The organism is Psychrobacter sp. APC 3279 (assembly GCF_030407795.1).
Classification (GTDB): domain Bacteria; phylum Pseudomonadota; class Gammaproteobacteria; order Pseudomonadales; family Moraxellaceae; genus Psychrobacter.
Map to the genome: position 1 here is coordinate 1 of NZ_JASDCR010000028.1, position 18,277 is coordinate 18,277.

At 42.2% G+C, this 18,277-nt stretch carries 16 protein-coding genes and 1 tRNA gene; 5 read left to right on the top strand and 12 right to left on the bottom strand.

Annotated features, from left to right (window positions below; translation table 11 throughout):
- Positions 1 to 503 precede the first annotated feature (503 nt).
- Together QL898_RS13090 and QL898_RS13095 are read right to left on the bottom strand one after the other, a co-directional pair.
- A complete protein-coding gene (locus QL898_RS13090; protein WP_290177116.1) occupies positions 504 to 1,223 on the bottom strand; it encodes a hypothetical protein in 720 nt (239 codons plus the stop codon).
- 490 nt (positions 1,224 to 1,713) lie between these two features.
- Positions 1,714 to 1,804, bottom strand: a tRNA-Ser gene (locus tag QL898_RS13095).
- A 177-nt stretch (positions 1,805 to 1,981) separates the two neighbouring features.
- Between QL898_RS13095 and QL898_RS13100 the strand changes: the two genes are divergently transcribed.
- The 3 genes from QL898_RS13100 to QL898_RS13110 all read left to right on the top strand — a co-directional run bounded on the left by QL898_RS13100 (position 1,982) and on the right by QL898_RS13110 (position 3,807).
- Positions 1,982 to 2,827 (top strand): DNA/RNA non-specific endonuclease, encoded by an 846-nt coding sequence (locus QL898_RS13100; protein ID WP_290177117.1) that lies wholly within the window; start codon positions 1,982 to 1,984, stop codon positions 2,825 to 2,827.
- A gap of 71 nt (positions 2,828 to 2,898) precedes the next feature.
- Positions 2,899 to 3,162: a hypothetical protein gene (locus tag QL898_RS13105; RefSeq protein WP_102092103.1), complete on the top strand. Its 264-nt coding sequence runs from the start codon at positions 2,899 to 2,901 to the stop codon at positions 3,160 to 3,162.
- Positions 3,163 to 3,423: 261 nt separating this feature from the next.
- Positions 3,424 to 3,807, top strand: a complete 384-nt coding sequence (locus tag QL898_RS13110) for a DUF2147 domain-containing protein (protein WP_101205965.1) — start codon at positions 3,424 to 3,426, stop codon at positions 3,805 to 3,807.
- A 194-nt stretch (positions 3,808 to 4,001) separates the two neighbouring features.
- Here QL898_RS13110 and QL898_RS13115 read toward each other — a convergent pair whose 3' ends face one another.
- The 4 genes from QL898_RS13115 to QL898_RS13130 form a co-directional block, all read right to left on the bottom strand.
- Entirely contained in the window at positions 4,002 to 5,264 is a 1,263-nt protein-coding gene (locus QL898_RS13115) for an ammonium transporter (RefSeq protein ID WP_238050566.1), read from the bottom strand.
- A 106-nt stretch (positions 5,265 to 5,370) separates the two neighbouring features.
- Positions 5,371 to 5,709 (bottom strand): P-II family nitrogen regulator, encoded by a 339-nt coding sequence (locus QL898_RS13120; RefSeq protein WP_010197981.1) that lies wholly within the window; start codon positions 5,707 to 5,709, stop codon positions 5,371 to 5,373.
- Positions 5,710 to 6,187: 478 nt separating this feature from the next.
- Complete coding sequence (locus QL898_RS13125) at positions 6,188 to 7,042, bottom strand: universal stress protein (RefSeq protein ID WP_102092102.1); 855 nt, start codon at positions 7,040 to 7,042, stop codon at positions 6,188 to 6,190.
- A gap of 174 nt (positions 7,043 to 7,216) precedes the next feature.
- Positions 7,217 to 8,716 (bottom strand): SulP family inorganic anion transporter, encoded by a 1,500-nt coding sequence (locus QL898_RS13130; RefSeq protein ID WP_057762027.1) that lies wholly within the window; start codon positions 8,714 to 8,716, stop codon positions 7,217 to 7,219.
- Between the two features lie 709 nt (positions 8,717 to 9,425).
- Here QL898_RS13130 and murD point away from each other — a divergent pair.
- Complete coding sequence (murD, locus tag QL898_RS13135) at positions 9,426 to 10,850, top strand: UDP-N-acetylmuramoyl-L-alanine--D-glutamate ligase (protein ID WP_290177118.1); 1,425 nt, start codon at positions 9,426 to 9,428, stop codon at positions 10,848 to 10,850.
- Positions 10,851 to 11,130: 280 nt separating this feature from the next.
- Entirely contained in the window at positions 11,131 to 12,327 is a 1,197-nt protein-coding gene (locus QL898_RS13140; RefSeq protein WP_182176715.1) for a putative peptidoglycan glycosyltransferase FtsW, read from the top strand.
- A gap of 132 nt (positions 12,328 to 12,459) precedes the next feature.
- On the opposite strand, the gene gluQRS is transcribed toward QL898_RS13140, so the two are convergent.
- The 6 genes from gluQRS to QL898_RS13170 form a co-directional block, all read right to left on the bottom strand.
- On the bottom strand, positions 12,460 to 13,452 hold the full coding sequence (gluQRS, locus tag QL898_RS13145; protein WP_290177123.1) for a tRNA glutamyl-Q(34) synthetase GluQRS: 993 nt from the start codon (positions 13,450 to 13,452) through the stop codon (positions 12,460 to 12,462).
- 242 nt (positions 13,453 to 13,694) lie between these two features.
- Positions 13,695 to 14,132: an RNA polymerase-binding protein DksA gene (gene dksA / locus QL898_RS13150; RefSeq protein ID WP_057762021.1), complete on the bottom strand. Its 438-nt coding sequence runs from the start codon at positions 14,130 to 14,132 to the stop codon at positions 13,695 to 13,697.
- 492 nt (positions 14,133 to 14,624) lie between these two features.
- Positions 14,625 to 15,464: a metallophosphoesterase gene (locus tag QL898_RS13155; RefSeq protein WP_290177119.1), complete on the bottom strand. Its 840-nt coding sequence runs from the start codon at positions 15,462 to 15,464 to the stop codon at positions 14,625 to 14,627.
- 309 nt (positions 15,465 to 15,773) lie between these two features.
- Positions 15,774 to 16,577, bottom strand: a complete 804-nt coding sequence (locus QL898_RS13160) for a metal ABC transporter permease (protein WP_290177120.1) — start codon at positions 16,575 to 16,577, stop codon at positions 15,774 to 15,776.
- Between the two features lie 97 nt (positions 16,578 to 16,674).
- On the bottom strand, positions 16,675 to 17,478 hold the full coding sequence (locus QL898_RS13165; RefSeq protein ID WP_290177121.1) for a metal ABC transporter ATP-binding protein: 804 nt from the start codon (positions 17,476 to 17,478) through the stop codon (positions 16,675 to 16,677).
- Positions 17,479 to 17,612: 134 nt separating this feature from the next.
- The gene (locus tag QL898_RS13170) at positions 17,613 to 18,161 is read right to left on the bottom strand and encodes a Fur family transcriptional regulator (protein WP_290177122.1); all 549 of its coding nucleotides are present in this window, start codon (positions 18,159 to 18,161) and stop codon (positions 17,613 to 17,615) included.
- Positions 18,162 to 18,277: the final 116 nt, after the last annotated feature.

Consider the following 18,277-nt stretch of genomic DNA (forward strand, 5'->3'; position numbering starts at 1 on the left):
TTGCAATTGATCCCAAAGCGTATCTGTTAATGCTTTTCTTGCCATAACTTGTATTTCTCGCATCGACTCAATAGATGCGGTATTGTAACTATTATTTAGGGCTTATCCAATTGAAGACACGCCCTAGTTAGTTCGATTTTAGCCGCTACTGCTTGTTTGTCGATGGTGGGTCAAGCCAATGCTGCACCTAGTTTTGATAAGCATAATTCAGCTCAAGTACAGCAACAAAAACACAGCAGCAATAAAGCGAGTAATAACTATAAGCATGCCAAAGCTAAGGCAGCAAAGTCACATCACAAAGCGAACGTAGTGGCTGCTAAACACAAAGCAATAGCCAAAAATGTTCATGCTAAAAACAGCAATACTAAAAACAGCCACGACAGAAATAACCATGACCGTCGCTCGTAAAAATACAATCCTAGCATCTCAAAATAGTGCCTTAACTAGGCGCTATTTTTTTTGTTTTTATACAACACTATTGATCGTTACTCATTGAACAAGTGCTACTGACTGATAAATGTCATTAGCTTAGTTGCACCATTTTTACTGGGCTGAGTGAGTGTGACTTTACTACTCAAAACATCGCCTTTGGCATTGATTTTATAGCACTCTGAAGACGTACCTGCAGCATCAGAAGTCAAAAGTAGATTGCCTGAGGTTTCTATACAGAGCCGCGCCGTATTATTTGTATCTTGTGTGAGCGACCAGTCCTGCTTATAAGTGGCGGTTTTCTGACGCATACTGCTGTCAGCATATACGTTTTCAGTGATGAGCTGATTTGAGTCGCCTATAGTAGCCATTTTAGGGATACTAGTCGTTTGGTTAGCGATTGAATACTCACCCGTGCTATCCGTAAAACCATGGAACACCAATGGGTCTAGCGTAAAGTAATTAATAGCGACTGACTGATCCGTTATCTGCTGATTCACTGTGCTGATTGTGCTGACTTCTGCGCCTTGTACCATTTTATTATTAAAACGCATGCTGCCTTTAGGGGTGATTTGAATATCTGCGGCTACGCTTTGTCCGCCGACAGTAGCGACCAATTTTTCACTACGTTGTTTGGTATAGATATTGAGTAGGGCAGTCTCAACTGGGTATTGAGTGACGACTTTATCAGAGCTGTTATTTTGATTGGTATTACCTGTTGCCGTGCCGCCTATGCCAGTAGCGCAAGCACTCAATCCGAGTCCTGCTGAGATACATATTCCTAGTGTTTTCATTATTGTATCCTTTAGTTTATTTAAATAAATACTACCAATATCTACTATAATCCAATTTTTGGACAATGGCATCTGCCGAGTATCAGAGACCCTATTGTGATTACATTTTTGTACGGTATAGCAATGATGGTAAATATAGATATAAAGCTAGATTGAGCGCCACAGAAAATCTCAAAGCCTTTTCGTATAAGGATTTAGGAATAAAATTAAGCTGATAATAAAACAAATCATAATAGAGTACCTACTCATTTTATGAGTCACTCTCAGCCCATGGTACGAAATTTTTAGCTTGGTCAATTAATGTGTTATTTGACTAGGTATATAGTTAGTAGATTTATACAACACCCGGAATTAAGGCTAAACAGAAGTGTTTCAGACAGCAGTAGAGAATGAGTATAGACTGAAAGTCTTACTGTTAAACTGTCAAAAGATATTTAGAGAGGGATAGAACAAGATAGAAAAATGAGGGTTTACTTAAGCAGAATAAGATTGGCGGTGAAGGAGGGATTCGAACCCTCGATACGCTATGAACGTATACACACTTTCCAGGCGTGCGGTTTCAGCCACTCACCCACTTCACCGTTTTTTGAACGCCTAAGTATAGCGGATACCATTTAGAATGTCACGACTTGCGCGCTATCTTTCTTTATTGGCAAGCGCCTGCTAGGATAGCAAGTATGTCACGGCAAGTATAAATGGTTGAAAGTTGAATGATAAGTTTTAGTAGGCTTAAGTACGGATGTAAGAATAGTGCGCTGATGGCAGTCTTGCTTATCGCGACGGGTATTACCCAAGCGAACGCTGATGATCTGACCCAGTGTAGCCAGTCTTTTTATGGGGGTATTTATCCTGAATTTACCAATACCAAGCTAAAAAAAGACACACAAGCACTATGCATGGATGGCTTTGCGGTGATGTACTCAGGGGTATCGCGTACACCGCTATGGTCAGCAGAATATCTCGATCGCACACGTCTGCAACAAGCTAAACAGATCGATCGTGAAGATAGCTTTCACGAAGAGAGTAAACTGCCAAAGTCAGCACGAGCCTCATTATCTGATTATTCAGGCTCTGGCTATGATCGAGGGCATTTGGCACCCAATGCCAATATGGCCAATCGCAGCCAGCAGTATGATAGCTTTAGTTTAGCCAATATTGCCCCGCAGTCACCACGTAATAATCGCTATATTTGGCGTAATATTGAATCTGCCACTCGGTATTTAACGCAGCAATACGGTGAGGTGTATACCATCACGGGTGTGGCATTTACTGATAAAAAAACCAAGCAGCTCGCTAACCGTGTCCTTGTGCCTAGCCACTTCTTCAAAGCGGTATATATCCCAGCAACCAATCAAGCAGGCGTGTATTACGCACCAAATGATGAGTCAGAACGCATCGATGTGATCAGTATCGATGAGCTGACCACTGAGATTGGCATCGATGTATTACCTATGCTAGATAGTCAGTCCAAATCTCAAGCGTTTGATTTACCATTGAAGGCAGGTGAGAGCTCAGATACCCCTGAGGCACCTGTGGAGGAGCCTGAGTGGATGCTATTTGTCTGGGCTATTTTAGAATGGTTAATTGCACAGTTGCAAGCTTAAGCTGAAAGTAAGACCCAAAAATAGCCTCATTTCGAAAAAAATAAAATGTTACTGATAATAAGGATAATCAAATGATTGAGCCATTCGCCAACGACCATCAAAGCATGCAGATTGGTGATCTTGTCATTGAAAATCAAAAAGACAAGATTATTATATATGGTGATATTGATCTCACTTTTGACGAATTAGGATACGACCAAGCCCAACAGCTACATGAGCTGTCGGGGAAAATCGTACAAGCATTTGCAGATAAAAATCTATATAGTAAGAATGATGCTAAGTCAAAGGAAAATGATGACCAATTAGATAAAGATATCGACAATCCTTTCCTATAAGTCTTTGATATAGTTTTATTTTTATAGAAATAAGAAACTATAAAAAAATTACTAGGCAAAACCTAAAAATTGCTTATAATGAGTTAAGACATCGCTTGTGTCGCTTGAATCTTTAACCAAAAGCTTATAAGTTGTAATGGTAACTATCATTTAAAAAGGTCGAAACCGTAAAGCTCGTAATGAAAGGTTCTAGCAAAGGATAAGCATAGGACAACAGAAACATAACGTTTCGAGTAATCATTGTATGAAGGGAGTCAATCTATGAAATTATTTACAAAGACCACTTTAGCAGTTGCTGGTATTGGTATTGCTAGCATGGCATTCGCCGCTGACCCATTAGCCAACACTACTTGGCAGACATATGATGAAGGCAAGCCAAAAGGTACGGTAAAGATCACTGAGTCAAATGGTGTGTTGACCGGTACTCTTATTGCTACTAACTCAGCTAAAGGCAAAAAGCACGTTGGTACGACCATTATTAAAGGTCTAAAAGCTGACGGTGGTGGTAAATATAGTGGTGGTACGATTACTGACCCTGAAAAAGGCAAAGACTATCGTATGACTGCAAGCTTAAGCGGCAACACATTGAAGCTAAAAGGCTATATCGGACCATTCTCTCGTAGCCAAGAGTGGAAAAAGAAATAAACTAAAAAATTAGTTTTAGCGTAATACATAAAAATCCCGCGTTACCGAAAGGTCTCGCGGGATTTTTTACGTTTTAGATTTAAGCTTATGGCTTCAACAGGGGAGAACTTTAAACACTAAAATTATAAACGCCGATACTACAGTGGGTAGTATCAGCGCATTTAACATCAATCTTTAGCTTACTTGAAAGGAGCTTATCTTATAAATTCTGGGTAAGCTTCCATACCACATTCTGCAATATCAGCACCTTCGTACTCGTCTTCTTCAGAGATACGTAGACCGATAACCAGCTTGATGATAGACCAAACCACTAGGCTGGCAATGAATACCCAAGCAAAGATGGTTGCAGCACCCACAATCTGACCGATAAAGGTAGATGCTGGGTTAGTGATAGGTACGATTAGTAGACCGAATAGACCGACCACACCGTGAACTGAGATTGCACCAACTGGATCATCAATTTTAATTTTGTCTAAAGCTAAGATTGATAACACTACAATGATACCGGCGATAAGACCAAAGATAGTGGCTTGTAGTGCAGAAGGGGTTGAAGGCTCAGCAGTAATGGCTACTAGACCAGCTAGTGCACCGTTTAGGAGCATAGTTAGATCGGCTTTACCAAAGATGACGCGTGCTAGTAATAAAGCACCCACTGCGCCACCAGCTGCCGCTGCATTAGTATTTAGGAACACCATCGCAACAGAGTTAGCGCTAGCGATATCGCCTAATTTAAGCACTGAACCACCGTTGAAACCGAACCAACCCATCCACAAGATTAGTGTACCGAGTGCAGCCAATGGTAGGTTAGCACCAGGGATAGCACGTATCTCGCCGTTAGGGCCATATTTACCTTTACGTGAACCTAAGAGTAATACACCTGCTAGAGCTGCTGCAGCACCTGCCATATGTACAATACCAGAGCCTGCAAAGTCAGAGAAGCCCATGTCGCCTAGGTTGAATAGACCAAAGACATCGTTGCCGCCCCATGTCCAGCTACCTTCTAGTGGGTAGATAACACCAGTCATGACCACAGCGAATAATAAGAATGACCACAGTTTCATGCGCTCAGCAACCGCACCTGATACGATTGACATACAGGTCGCTACAAAGACTACTTGGAAGAAAAAGTCTGATGCGGCAGAGTAGACAGAGTCGCCACCGAAGCCATTTTCAGCAGAGGCTGCTAGGGCGTCTTCTACTAACGTATCACCGCCTGCAATTCCGCTTAAGAATAGATCGCCACCATACATAATCGCATAGCCACATACCATATACATGATACTAGCCGTTGCAAATAGGGCAATGTTTTTGGTTAAGATTTCGACTGTGTTTTTTGATCGGACCAGTCCGGCCTCTAACATAGTGAAGCCTGCTGCCATCCACATGACCAACGCACCACATATCAAAAAGTAAAACGTATCAAGCGCATATTGGAGCTCAAAGATTTGACTTTCCATTTAAATTCCCCCTTGAATTTATAATATAGATATCGGCATTACCGATAGATAAAATGCTGTAAGAGTCTGTACCTATAAGTTTATGCCCGTAGGTAGGTCTTCAAATTTAGATAGCGTCAGGTCCCGTTTCACCCGTACGGATGCGGATAACTTGCTCAAGTGCAGTGACGAAAATCTTGCCATCACCAATCTTACCAGTGCTAGCGATACGAGTGATTGCCTCGATAGCAGGCTCAACCATCTCGTCGATCACAGCGACTTCGACTTTTACTTTAGGTAAAAAGTCCACCACGTATTCTGCGCCGCGATAGAGCTCTGTATGACCTTTTTGACGACCGAAACCTTTGACTTCAGTGACAGTGACACCTTTAACACCGATGTCGGAAAGCGCTTCACGCACGTCGTCGAGCTTAAACGGTTTTAAGATCGCAGTGATTAGCTTCATAAAAAATTCCTTATTTGTGTGATGCCGCAGATTGATAGAAGTACTATGGTGCATCATCATATCTCTGCCTTGCTTACTGTAAGTTATTCAAGAACTGTGCCAACCTACTCAAGGGGGGAGGTAGAACTGGCGTGTTCATTAAAAAGTAATGACAGTAGTAACATAGAGTATGGGCTACGATGCAACGATTAGAGCCATCGCTACAAGCATAATAAAGGTGAATCAATCTTTAGCGTTTGGTTAACGAAAACTTTATTATAACCAACTTTTTGAGTGCTTGGGGAGGCTATCCCTTTATTTCATGTGACGATTTGCTAACTTGAGTTTGGTCGTTAGCTTGGCCTTTTTATGCAAGTGTATCAAAGATGAATGGCGAGAAGGTAGAGAGAAAGTAGAGGTAAGCGGCAGAGCCTAACATAGTAGTCAGACCCCTGCGCTTAGGTAGATAAAGGGGTTGGGCGTGTTTATATATACGTCGTTATGCTTTAGGAAAGAGTAGATAAGGGGTTTTTGTACTGACTAATAGCTTTTTTGTGTCGCTACCTTGTAGTAATTCGCGTAGACGAGATTGGCCAAAAGCCCCTGTCATAAGCAAACCGATATCATGCTGATTTTGATAGTAGTTCAAAGCTGCAGCTACATCACGGCAGTCCAGCAATGTCTTTTTGGATTTGATGCCAGCCTGTTTGAGCTTGGCGTAGGCTTCACGCAACGCATCACAGTTATCAGAAGTTTCCTTGCCAACCATCACAATATGAACCGTTAGTGCACGCACCAGTGGCGTTTTACACAGCCAATTTAGTAGTTTATGGCACGTTGGACTGTTATCAAACGCAAATAAAGCGGTAGTAGGGGGCAAAAATGGTGCATGTGTCACCAAAATGGGGCAGTGACTGACTCGAATGAGTTGGCTCAGTGTTGATTTGCAGGTGACATGATGACCTATAACGATCAATTGTGCTTGGTCATCGACGTAATCAATGCTCTGATTGAGGTTCTCATGACGATGTAGTGTATATGTCTTTAGCTTATGACGTTGCTGCTCACAATACGAGGTCGCTTGAGATAATAGCAATCGGCCCTGTGCCTTTAGTTCACAGTTGCTCAGATGCTCTTTGGATGTGAACTGTTCGAGCAAAGCGTTTTCGTCATCAATATTGAGGCAACCAGAATAATTAATAGCGGCTTTTTGCTGTAAACTTGGCATCGAGTGCAATAAGCCAACAGGCGCGCGCAGGCGAATAGAAGCCCACATACTGGCCTCTAGTACCGCTTGAACATGATCAGGACAGTCCAAGCAAGCAATCACACTATCTGGTTTTAAATTACTCATAAAACGACCACATCATTTTAGTAATAAAAATCTGCTATCTCAGTTTAGGGTTGGCGTATAAAAAATAAATCCAACCCTTTTACCAATATAACTATCTATTAATATCCGATACATTAGCCATAGACTAATAAAATAGCCACATGGCAACCGCGTAGATTAGCTTAGCAGTTTCGCTTAGTCTAACAAGCCAATATCTCGGCGGTCATGAACAGAGAAGCGATCAATCAGTGTTCGACTCGCATTGTTGAGTCCTACCACTTTGACATCAATACCTTCACGTTGCAAGCGCATCACTAGCTTGTCTAAGGTATCAACAGCGCTGACATCCCAAAAATGTGCTTGGCTTACATCAATCTGAATACTATCTACAGCCTCTTTGGTATCGAAACTATGCAAGAACTGAGTGGTCGAGGCAAAGAATACCTGCCCTTGAACATAATAATAACGGGTGTTGCTGCTGTCATCATATTCACTAAAGATAGTTAAGAACTGACCAATTTTATTAGCAAATGCTAAAGCAGATAGCAAGACACCTACGCCGACACCGTAAGCCAAGTTGTGAGTAAAGACGGTAGTCAATACAGTCGCTAGCATAACGATATTGAACGACATTGGATGCGTCTTAAACTCGCGAATAGACTGCCAGTTAAACGTGCCAATCGATACCATAATCATCACTGCAACCAAGGCTGCCATTGGAATTTGACTGACCCATTCACTTAAGAACACGACCATGATCAGAAGAACAACACCAGCCATCAAAGTAGATAGACGTGTACGACCACCCGATTTGACGTTGATCATTGATTGGCCAATCATCGCACAGCCTGCCATACCACCAAAGAAACCTGACACAACGTTGGCCATACCTTGACCACGACACTCTTTGTTTTTATCACTTGGTGTATCGGTCAATTCATCGACGATCGTCGCTGTCATCATAGACTCTAAAAGACCGACGATGGCAAGCGCGATAGAATAGGGCGCAATAATCAGCAAGGTATTTAGGTTTAATGGAATGTCAGGCAACAAAAATACTGGCAATGAATCTGGCAAATCACCCATGCTGCCAACGTTGCGAATGTCGAGATTCATATACATTGCAACAGCGGTCAAACCTACAATACAAATAAGCGGTGAAGGAACGATGCGACCGATTTTAGGGATAAGTGGAAACAGATAAATAATCGCCAAACCAGCTGCCGTCATGATGTAAACAGTCATGCCGACACGCTCAGTCATTGGGTTCAGTTCTGGTAATTGCGCGGCAAAAATTAATATTGCTAGAGCGTTGACGAAACCGATAACCACTGAGCGAGAGACAAAGCGCATTAGATTACCAAGCTTTAGAATGCCCATCACGACCTGAATGGCACCGCAAAGCAAAGTTGCGGCAAGCAAATATTGCAGACCATGGTCAGCAACCAAGTCGACCATGACCAGTGCCATAGCGCCAGTCGCTGCCGAAATCATACCTGGACGACCACCGACAAAACTGATCACTACCGCGATACAAAATGAGGCATATAAGCCAACCTTTGGATCAACACCAGCGATAATAGAAAAGGCAATGGCTTCTGGAATAAGGGCTAGGGCTACAACCAAACCCGATAAAACGTCACCGCGAACATTGGAAAACCACTCGTCACGCAAGTTATCAATAAAAGATGTCATAAGTAAACTACATAGGGTTAGAGGCAAAAAAAGTAATCATTACTCATTTATAAAATGATCGCGTCGCTAATAATAGCTATTCATTTTTCTTTTACTTCAACATGTACTAGGTCATGTTGCTGTGTTGGATTGTGAGAAACTAATAACCAAGATATCTAACTAATAACTGAGGTATCTAACTAATAACCGAAGTATCTACTGATTTTTTTGGTATCAAAAATACGCTCATCAATAATCAATACGATGATAAGGGCAGTAAATTACCTAAAAATATTTTTTAAAAGATTGCTTAAGATAGGCAACTAGATTGATGTACCTACAATAATATATAGAGTCAGCAATCACTTGCTGTAGTAGAAGGTGATATATCACTCGTCAAATTATCAAGATTGTCTGATACATCCTTATCACAACGAGAATCGTTGATGAAGAGGCGTGACAATCGCGCGATAAATGTGACAACATGCTAAACTAAAATGCTTGAGCAATGTGCTCAGCAAAATACTGATAAATATTAATCAAGCTGACTATTATAGCATTAGCCACTTAATATAAAAACAGGCGAATAATAGCATAAAGTCATAAAAAATCAGTACCGAAATCTGAACGATGGCGTTAAGATGCTGCACATCTTAGCAGCGCCGATTAGAGTCGCTATACAACAAATTTATTTGATACAACTTTTCTCGTTTATATAGAAGGAATAGATATGACCACTAATACAGCAACAGAAGTCTTACTTCATAAGGGTAGTGGTCTACAAGTCGTAGTCGGTTTGGGGCAGTCTGGATTGTCCGTCGCGCATTATCTGGCCAAGCAAGGCTATCAAGTCGCAGTCACTGATGCTCAAGCTGCCCCTAAGTTGGCCGATCAGTTGCCAGCCGAGATAGAGATTCGTCAGTTTGGTGCGATAGATGCCGATTTATTGCAGCAAGCGGCACGTATTATTATTAGCCCAGGTATTTCTCTTGAGACTGCCGCTGTGGCTGCTGCTCGTCAAGCCAATATTCCTGTAGTTAGTGATATTCAACTGTTCTGTGAAGCGTGTACCGTACCCATCGTAGCGATTACAGGTTCTAACGCCAAAAGTACGGTCACTACGCTAGTTGGTCAAATGGCAGTGGATGCTGGCGTTAACGTGGGCGTCGGTGGCAATATCGGTGTGCCAGCTTTAACATTGCTAGATAATTCTGATATGGAACTTGCGGTACTTGAGTTGTCCAGCTTCCAATTAGAAACCGTTACCAACTTGGGCGCAAAGGTAGCGACTGTGCTCAATATGTCGCCTGATCATTTAGATCGTCATGGAGACATGCTTGGCTACCATCAAGCCAAACACCGTATATTCCAAGGTGCCAAGTCAGTGATGATTAACCGCGAAGATGCACTTACTCGTCCATTGGTCGCAGATAACCTACCGAGAATTAGTACAGGTATTCATGCCCCTGATAAAGGTCAGTATGGTCTGATTACTGATACAGAAGGCCAAACTTATCTTGCTCGTGGTACAGAACGATTACTGTCGGCAGACAAACTGTTGATTAAAGGTCGTCATAATCTACTGAATGCGCAAGCGGCTCTGGCACTTGGTGAGCTTGCAGGATTACCGCTAGAGAGTATGCTGACCACTTTGCAGCAGTTCACAGGTCTCGAACACCGCTGTCAATATGTGGCTCACGCTGCTGGCATTGATTATTTCAATGATTCTAAAGGTACCAATATTGGTTCGACCATGGCCGCTATCGAAGGCTTGGGCGCAGTCTATGCGCCAAAAGACGGTAAGCTACTATTGATCTTAGGCGGGCAAGGCAAAGGGCAACAGTTTGGTGAATTAACGCCTTTTATCAATCAATATGTGAGCCAAGTCTTGTTTATTGGTGAGGATGGTCAGCAGATTGAACAACATCTAAGAGCGGCGAAATTGAGTGATGATGTTGCGCTACATCAGTGTCAGACATTAGAGAATGCCTTTGCGACTATTCAACAAGTCACTACCAGTAGCTTATCGCAAGTACAGGCTGTATTGCTGTCACCTGCCTGCGCCAGCTTTGACCAATATAGCGGTTATGCGGCGCGCGGTGACCACTTTAGCCAATTGGTCAATCAATTAGACACCGCACAATCAGAAGCTTGATAGGTAGTCGAACATGTCAATCAGCTATATAGATTGGCATAGCGCATATCGCGTCTCTAGTAACAGCCAGTATTTTTTGGATAAATGATTGTTTTGCTTATAGATTGCTGCTACTGTCAAGCATATAATCCTGATTGCTGAAATAGGTGCTAGCTAAGGCGTTTTTCGAGGGTTAAAGGCTTTCTATCACCATCTATCTAGTACGATTTACTTTATGTTTTTTTAAACGGTGGCGTTTCATAGACGCCGTGTTTTTTCGTTTGTTAGTGTATATAAAATTATGGCGCTCTCTTCTTTTTTTCGTTCCTCGCCCCAAACCAAGCAAACCTCTGGCTCAGATGGTGTCCTATCTATGCCATCAGCGCGCGCAATTTTGTTATCAAGCGTCGGCTGTATGATGGTGCTTAGTCTGCTGATGGTAGCTTCTGCTTCTATTCCTTTTGCGCTTAGCCGCGGTATGACTGAGCTGTATTTTTTCAAAAACCAGCTGTTGTATATGACGATTGGTTTAATCGTTGCGGTTATTCCTTATTATGGCGTGTCTTTACGCACCCTATATAAGACCGAGACCCAGTTTGCTTTGTTAGGCATCACAGGGTTATTGCTTGTTGCCACATTGTTTAGCACACCAATTAATGGCTCTAAACGTTGGCTTACAGTAGGCGGCTTTAATTTTCAGGTAGCTGAGTTAGCCAAACTGGTCATGATTGTGTTTGTATCTGACTTTGTAGTGCGTCGATCTTTTGAAGTTCGTAATGGCCTAGACGGTTTTTTGCGAATTATGTTGGTAGTAGCGCTGATAACGATACTGCTATTGTCGCAGCCAGATTTTGGTTCTTTTGTCGTCATTATTGGTACGCTGTTCGCGATTTTTTATATTGCTGGAGCACCTTATAAGCACTTCTTAGCCTTGGGTGCTGCTGCTGTTGGTGGTGCGGTGTTAATGGTGACTACGGCAGAGTACCGACTGGTGCGTGTGATGTCGTTTATGGATCCATTTGACGATGTACAAGATACTGATTATCAGCTGGCACGTAGTTTGATCGCCTTTGGTCGTGGGCAGTTCACGGGTGTTGGCTATGGCGAAAGCGTACAGAAACTGTCGCATTTGCCTGAGGCACATACGGATTTCTTATTAGCCATTACGGGTGAAGAGTTAGGGTTCGTCGGTGTCAGCATGGTACTGATACTTGAAGCGTTAATTATCGGTAGTGCGATGCGCATCAGTTACAACGCGCTGAAACGTCGTCAAATGCGTATGAGCTATACTGCTTTCGGTATCGGTGTGGTGTTTATTGCCCAGACGATTATTAACGCTGCGATGAATATGGGTGCTATCCCAACCAAAGGTTTGACTATGCCGTTCTTTAGTTATGGTGGTTCGTCTATGTTAATTAGTTTGGTTATGGTCGCGCTATTATTAAAAATATATAAAGAAAGCCCTGAAATAGAAAAAAGCCAATGCCGTTATTACTAATAGGCTCTGCCTATAATTGGCTGGGTGTCATGTACCTTTAAGATTTCGGTAAATCATGCCCAGTACGATTGGCATCAAAGCGTCACAAATGGTGGCGCTTTTTATTGTCTATTTATAGCTTTTGAACTCTTATTAATAGGTAATGTTTAACTGTTGCTTGCCTTGTAGTGGGGTATTGTCCCATTGAGCAATGGCTTGTTTAAGCATGTTTTCTGGGGTATCGATATCGACCTTTGCTTGCTGTAATAGCGATAAGGCTTCAGCAATAAGTTGGCTCGGATCTGATGTATCGATTGGTTGAGCAAGGTTTTGCTTAGAGAGCTTTTGGCCGTCAGCATTATTAATCAATGGCAGATGAGACCATTGGTCAATAGTAGGTAGGCGCGCGGCTTGCATAATGCCGATTTGCGCGGTCGTCATAGGTAGAATATCAAGACCACGCATGATATGAGTAACCTGCTGTAGACCATCATCGAGACTGGCTGCCAGTATGTAATTAATCATACCATCTTGGCGGCGAGCCACCATATCGCCTAACGTCTGCTGCGGATTATCCCACTGTAATCCCTGAATACCATCATTGAAGCCAATCCGATAGTCTGGTAGTTGAATACGTAGCTTATGCTGCTGTCTATCAAGGTCAGCTGCCACACAGCGACGCGGATACCGCTGTCTATTTGGCTGTACTTGGTCAATTGATGAAATCTGTTCGTTTAATGATTGGTCGGTCGTCGTGGTTAAACTGGCACGACTATGGTTTCTACTTATCTCTTCTTGCGCCCAGTACTGTTCTAAGTCTTTACGAGAGCATTGGCAGCCATAGGTCAACGGCCGCAGATATGATGATAGATAATCGTTATAGATATCAATGCGCTCAGACTGATAAATAACATCACCATCCCAATGCAATCCAAGTGCCTCAAGATCCATCAAAATTTGCTCAGTGAACTGCCTGTCACAGCGTTCAGTATCGGTATCTTCCATACGCAAAAGCCATTTACCACCGATTGATTTGATATGGCAAAAGCTGGCAAGCGCGGTGGTTAGAGAGCCAAGATGTAACTCACCCGTTGGTGAAGGCGCAAAGCGGCCAATGGGCTGTGATGGTGGCGTTTGAGTTGGCATGGTGGTAGGTATTATTTTCAAAATAAATGGCTGTCTATAAGAGGTAATAAAGATAGAATAATAAATATGAGTATCAAAAGATATTCATTAAATGAGATTGTTTTGTTAGTCATGTCATTATTCAAGCGATTGTGTTTTTTAGAGCAAAGTCAGTAACGCAGCAAAGTAGTGACAGTCTAAAATACAAAAAGCGACCTATTATAAGGTCGCTTCTGCTTACATTCATATCTGTAATATCTGATCTAAGCGCCTTGGTTTTGACGTTCTTTGATTTCAGATAAGGTTTTGCAGTCGATACATTGGGTAGCGGTTGGACGTGCCTCAAGGCGACGTAATCCAATCTCTACACCACAAGTCTCACAAAATCCATAGTCATCATTTTCGATTTCTAACATAGATTTGTCGATTTTGCGGATAAGTTTGCGCTCACGGTCGCGAGTACGTAATGCCAGTGCAAACTCTTCTTCTTGAGTGGCACGGTCATTGATGTCTGGCATGGCGCTTGACTCATCTTGGATGTAGTTTTTGGTACGATCCGCTTCGCCAATCAGTTGGTTTTTCCAATCCAATAAAATAGCCTTAAAGTGCTCCAACTGCGCATCAGACATATACTCTTCGTCTTTGGCCGGCACATAAGGAGTAAATTTAACTTCACTCGGATTCGTGGTCAGGGTGCTCATATGGGTATCCTACTTTTTCAAATTAATTCAATAAAACGACGTATCAAAAGACAAGACGTTATTAATGCTACAAACGCTACAATTTGTCCTTTTATCAAACGTTTCACCACTTGGTAATACAAGTAACACAGCTGATCAAATAATATCGTAGACTTTATATCTTGACAGTTATGTACCGATTGTTAGATAGGTTGTTATACAAACTTCGGTTTGAATAATACTGTCTAAAGCATGCCGTAGGTCATTGATTGTGAAAACTGAGCTTGTGGTTAATGGGCCATCCTAGCTATCGTGCAGTGGCTTCATATTAGATATTTGGCCACCCTTGCTTTATTTCATAAGTTGTATCATTGTTTGTAATAATAATGAAGTGATTTTTTATATTGAATGCATATTTTATTTGTTTATTACTGTATTTTTTATCAAAAAATATTGACGAAAGCTATAAGTATAAAGGGCTATAGCTTTTACTAGTACCAATAATTCTGGGCATCAAGTATCCAGTCTTTCAACCCAGCTTGCAACTGTTCCATTGTTGGCTAATTGCAACCAGCGATATCCTGGTAATGCATGCTCATCATAAGAAAAATCATCTTCATAAGGTTTGAACTGATAGCAGGTGGATGGCGTGCTATATACCGTGACGCCTTGGCGCAGTCGAACTTGCTCTTGGTGAGTATGGCCACTGATCACCACTTGTAGCTGTTCAAATGGTGCCATATGCTGCCAAAAGCTCTCAGTGTTTTCTGCCATATGGGTGTCAATCCAGTCAGAGTCAACTGGAACAATATGATGGTGTAGGGCGATTAATGCAGGCTTATTACAGGTACTGAGTCTCTCACATAACCAATTAATATCAGTAGGCGTAATCTCGCCTGCGACCTTACCAGAAATGGAGGAGTCTAATAACAACAGCTGCCAGTATTCAGTCTCAATGACATGACGACTTAACAAACGTGAGTCAGCAGGCTGAGCGACAAGCTCTCGTTGAAAAAACGGCAAGTCTTTACCATTCTCGTCCGTCACATCATGATTACCAGCAATACAAGCAAAAGGAATCTGAGTCGCTTGTAATACAGTAAAGATATGATCATAAATTGAGGACTTTACTCGATTGACCAAGTCACCGGTTACAATAATCAGATCACAGCGAATATCTTCACTAAGCGCTTGTTGGAGTACTGCTTCAAAACTACGCTGACAAGCCATGTCATCACTATAGATGTCACTTTCATCAACAAAGACAGGCGTCGATAAATGCAAATCAGTAATCTGTAAAATATTTATCGTTTGGTCAGAGGTGCTTAACTTATTGGCAGGATAGTTTGGCATTGGTTCAGTCCCTTATCGAATCACAACAATAAGTATTGTTAGCGCGAGTATGGATAAATGAGCTACTATTTTTCACTGGGTATTTATAATTATCATGAATCTACTATAAAAGAGCACAGCGTTTGCCTTGAGCTTACTTTGACTCTAATCAACAATATTTATACTATCAACTAGTAATATCGAAGTTAGATCCACTTTATAGTATTATCGAGCTAAAGTATTCATTATATTAATAAAATAAAGTTGAACAAAAAGATAGCGAAAAACAGTCATGTTTTATTTATTATAACGTATTTACAGCGACGCTAACTAAAGTTTTATCTTTATTAGCTTTGAAAAAATCAAGGCTACAAAAAATAAAGCCGCCAATATCAAGACGATAGACAGACCAGTTTGTATGTCCAACCAGATACTGCCCCACACACCTAGTGTCACACCGCATTGCGCCGTGATCATGGACACAATCACCATTTGTTTTGGTGAGGTGACCCATAAGCGCGCGGTAAGAGCAGGTAATACCAATAGCCCACTGATCAATAAGCTACCGACAGCTTGTAAGGCAACGGCACAAAAACCTGCCAAAATACCCATGAAGAACAGTCGTTGACGGGTGGGGTTAATGCCTTGGATACGTGCCAATGCCTCATGGGTGGCTAGTTTGATTTGAGCGGGCCAAATATAATTGAGCAGGCCTAAGCCTACGAGTACGCACCCTGCGAGTAGGGGTAACTCACCCCAACCAAGCTCCAGTAAATTACCGAACAAAAACCCCAGTACATTGGCTTGTTGGTCTGTCAGCTGGGTTAAGGTCAATAGACCCAAACACAGCAATGACACCGCAACAACGGCCAACACTGCATCAGCAGGCAAACGCTCATCATCAATCAAAACTAGCCCCAACACTACGGCGATACTGACTAACGTAACGCCAATTCCCATCGGCATCTGCCACCAAGCTGCTAGAGCCACGCCCAACAAAGTGCCATGTGCTAAAGCATCCGCAAAAAAGGCCATACGTCGCCACAATACCAAACAACCTAAAGGTGCTGATAGTAGCGCTAAAATACTGCCAGCGATCCAAGCAGGAGCGATAATAGCTAACCAAGAGGTCATAATAAATATCCGTGAAATTTTATAAAGGCTTAATGCTGCATTGCTAGGTGTCAAAACACCAAGAGATATACAGCTGTAATATATGTGGTGCTAAGGATTATAGTTCGAGCTCGTTTGGTGTATGATGCTGGCATGCATGTGGTTGATGCACGTAGGGCTGCTCATAATAGTGACCAAACAATTTTTTGAACTCGGTACTTATGGCAAGCTCACTTGGTTGTCCCTCACAGCAAATATGCTTATTCAAACAAATGACGCGGCGGCTGCCTCTCATAACCCAATGCAAATCATGGGATATCACTAACATGGCACAACGTAAAAAATCTGGCAATTTATCGATAAACTGATATAGCCAAACTTCTGTATCAGGGTCAAGCCCTTGCATAGGCTCATCCAAAATCAATAAGTTGGGTTTGTCCAACAATGCTCGGGCAAGCAAAACTCGTTGGGCTTCTCCGCCGGACAAATGCAACATTTGCCGTGATAACAAATGCGTCAGTGCTAAATTATCAAAGATAAACTGGCGCTGCTCAGTGGTTAGTCGCTTTTTATCTGCTTGATCCAAAAGATCACTGACGCGCAATGGCAATATTGGCGGGACTGTAAATCGCTGCGGCACATAGCCAAGCTGTAATGGTTGATGTGCTGTGATGCTGCCTTTGGTAGGGTCAATCAAACCCAAAATAAGTTTGACCAGTGTCGATTTTCCAGCTCCATTAGGCCCAACGAGACTCACGGTTTCGTTGGTCGCAATGTCGATATCGATATTCGAAAGAATACGTTGCGGCCCAATATAGTAGCCGATATCACGTAGGCTCAGCAGCTGGCTTGCATCGTTTGCAGCATTGCTATATGCATTAGGTGCGAATGACTGTTTAGAAGGTAGAGTAGACAGGCTCATAATATGACAACGAATAAATAAGTAAAAGTTAGAGATAACTAAAATATGGGTATTAAGAACGAATAAAAAAGCATTAAAAGAAGAGCAGTCAGTATTTATAAGCTACTGAATTTATAGGCTACTTAATTTACAAGCTATTGACAGGCTTGGCACCGTCCACTGAGTTCGATCACGCTGCGTTCAACGACAAATCCCACGTCCTGCTCAGCAAAGCCCATTATTTCTTGTACTGGCAAGCTACTACATTCTTGCACCCGCTGGCACTGTCCACAGATCAGAAACGCCGCTGTATGCTGTGCTCTTGGATGACAGCAAGGAACATAAGCGTTAATAGAGGTCAATTGATGAATCAAACCTTCGCTTAATAAAAACTCTAAACTGCGATAAACCGTTGGCGGGGCGACGTTCTTTGTGGTTTGCTTTTTGCCCGATTGCTTTTGTGTCTCGTCATGACTGTCTGTATCTGATAGGCGCATGCTCTGTAATTGAGCGATCAAGTCATAGGCACCGATAGGCTTATTGGCTTCTAATATCAGCTGATATATTTGCTGACGCAGCGCAGTAAAACGTGAGCCATTTAAGCGACATTGTTCCTTTGCAGCGTTGAGGCGCTCTGTAATTTCTTGCGGCGTAAAGTCTTGCGCATCATGTAAATGTTCACAAATCGACGAATGGGTAGACATGGTACGGACTCCTAAAAATAAAATGGCTTTTTTATTCATTTTTTATTGTTATAGTATAACATAATAAAACCATAAGCAGATAATCTGTCTCAAGGTATCTATTGCAGTTATCTACT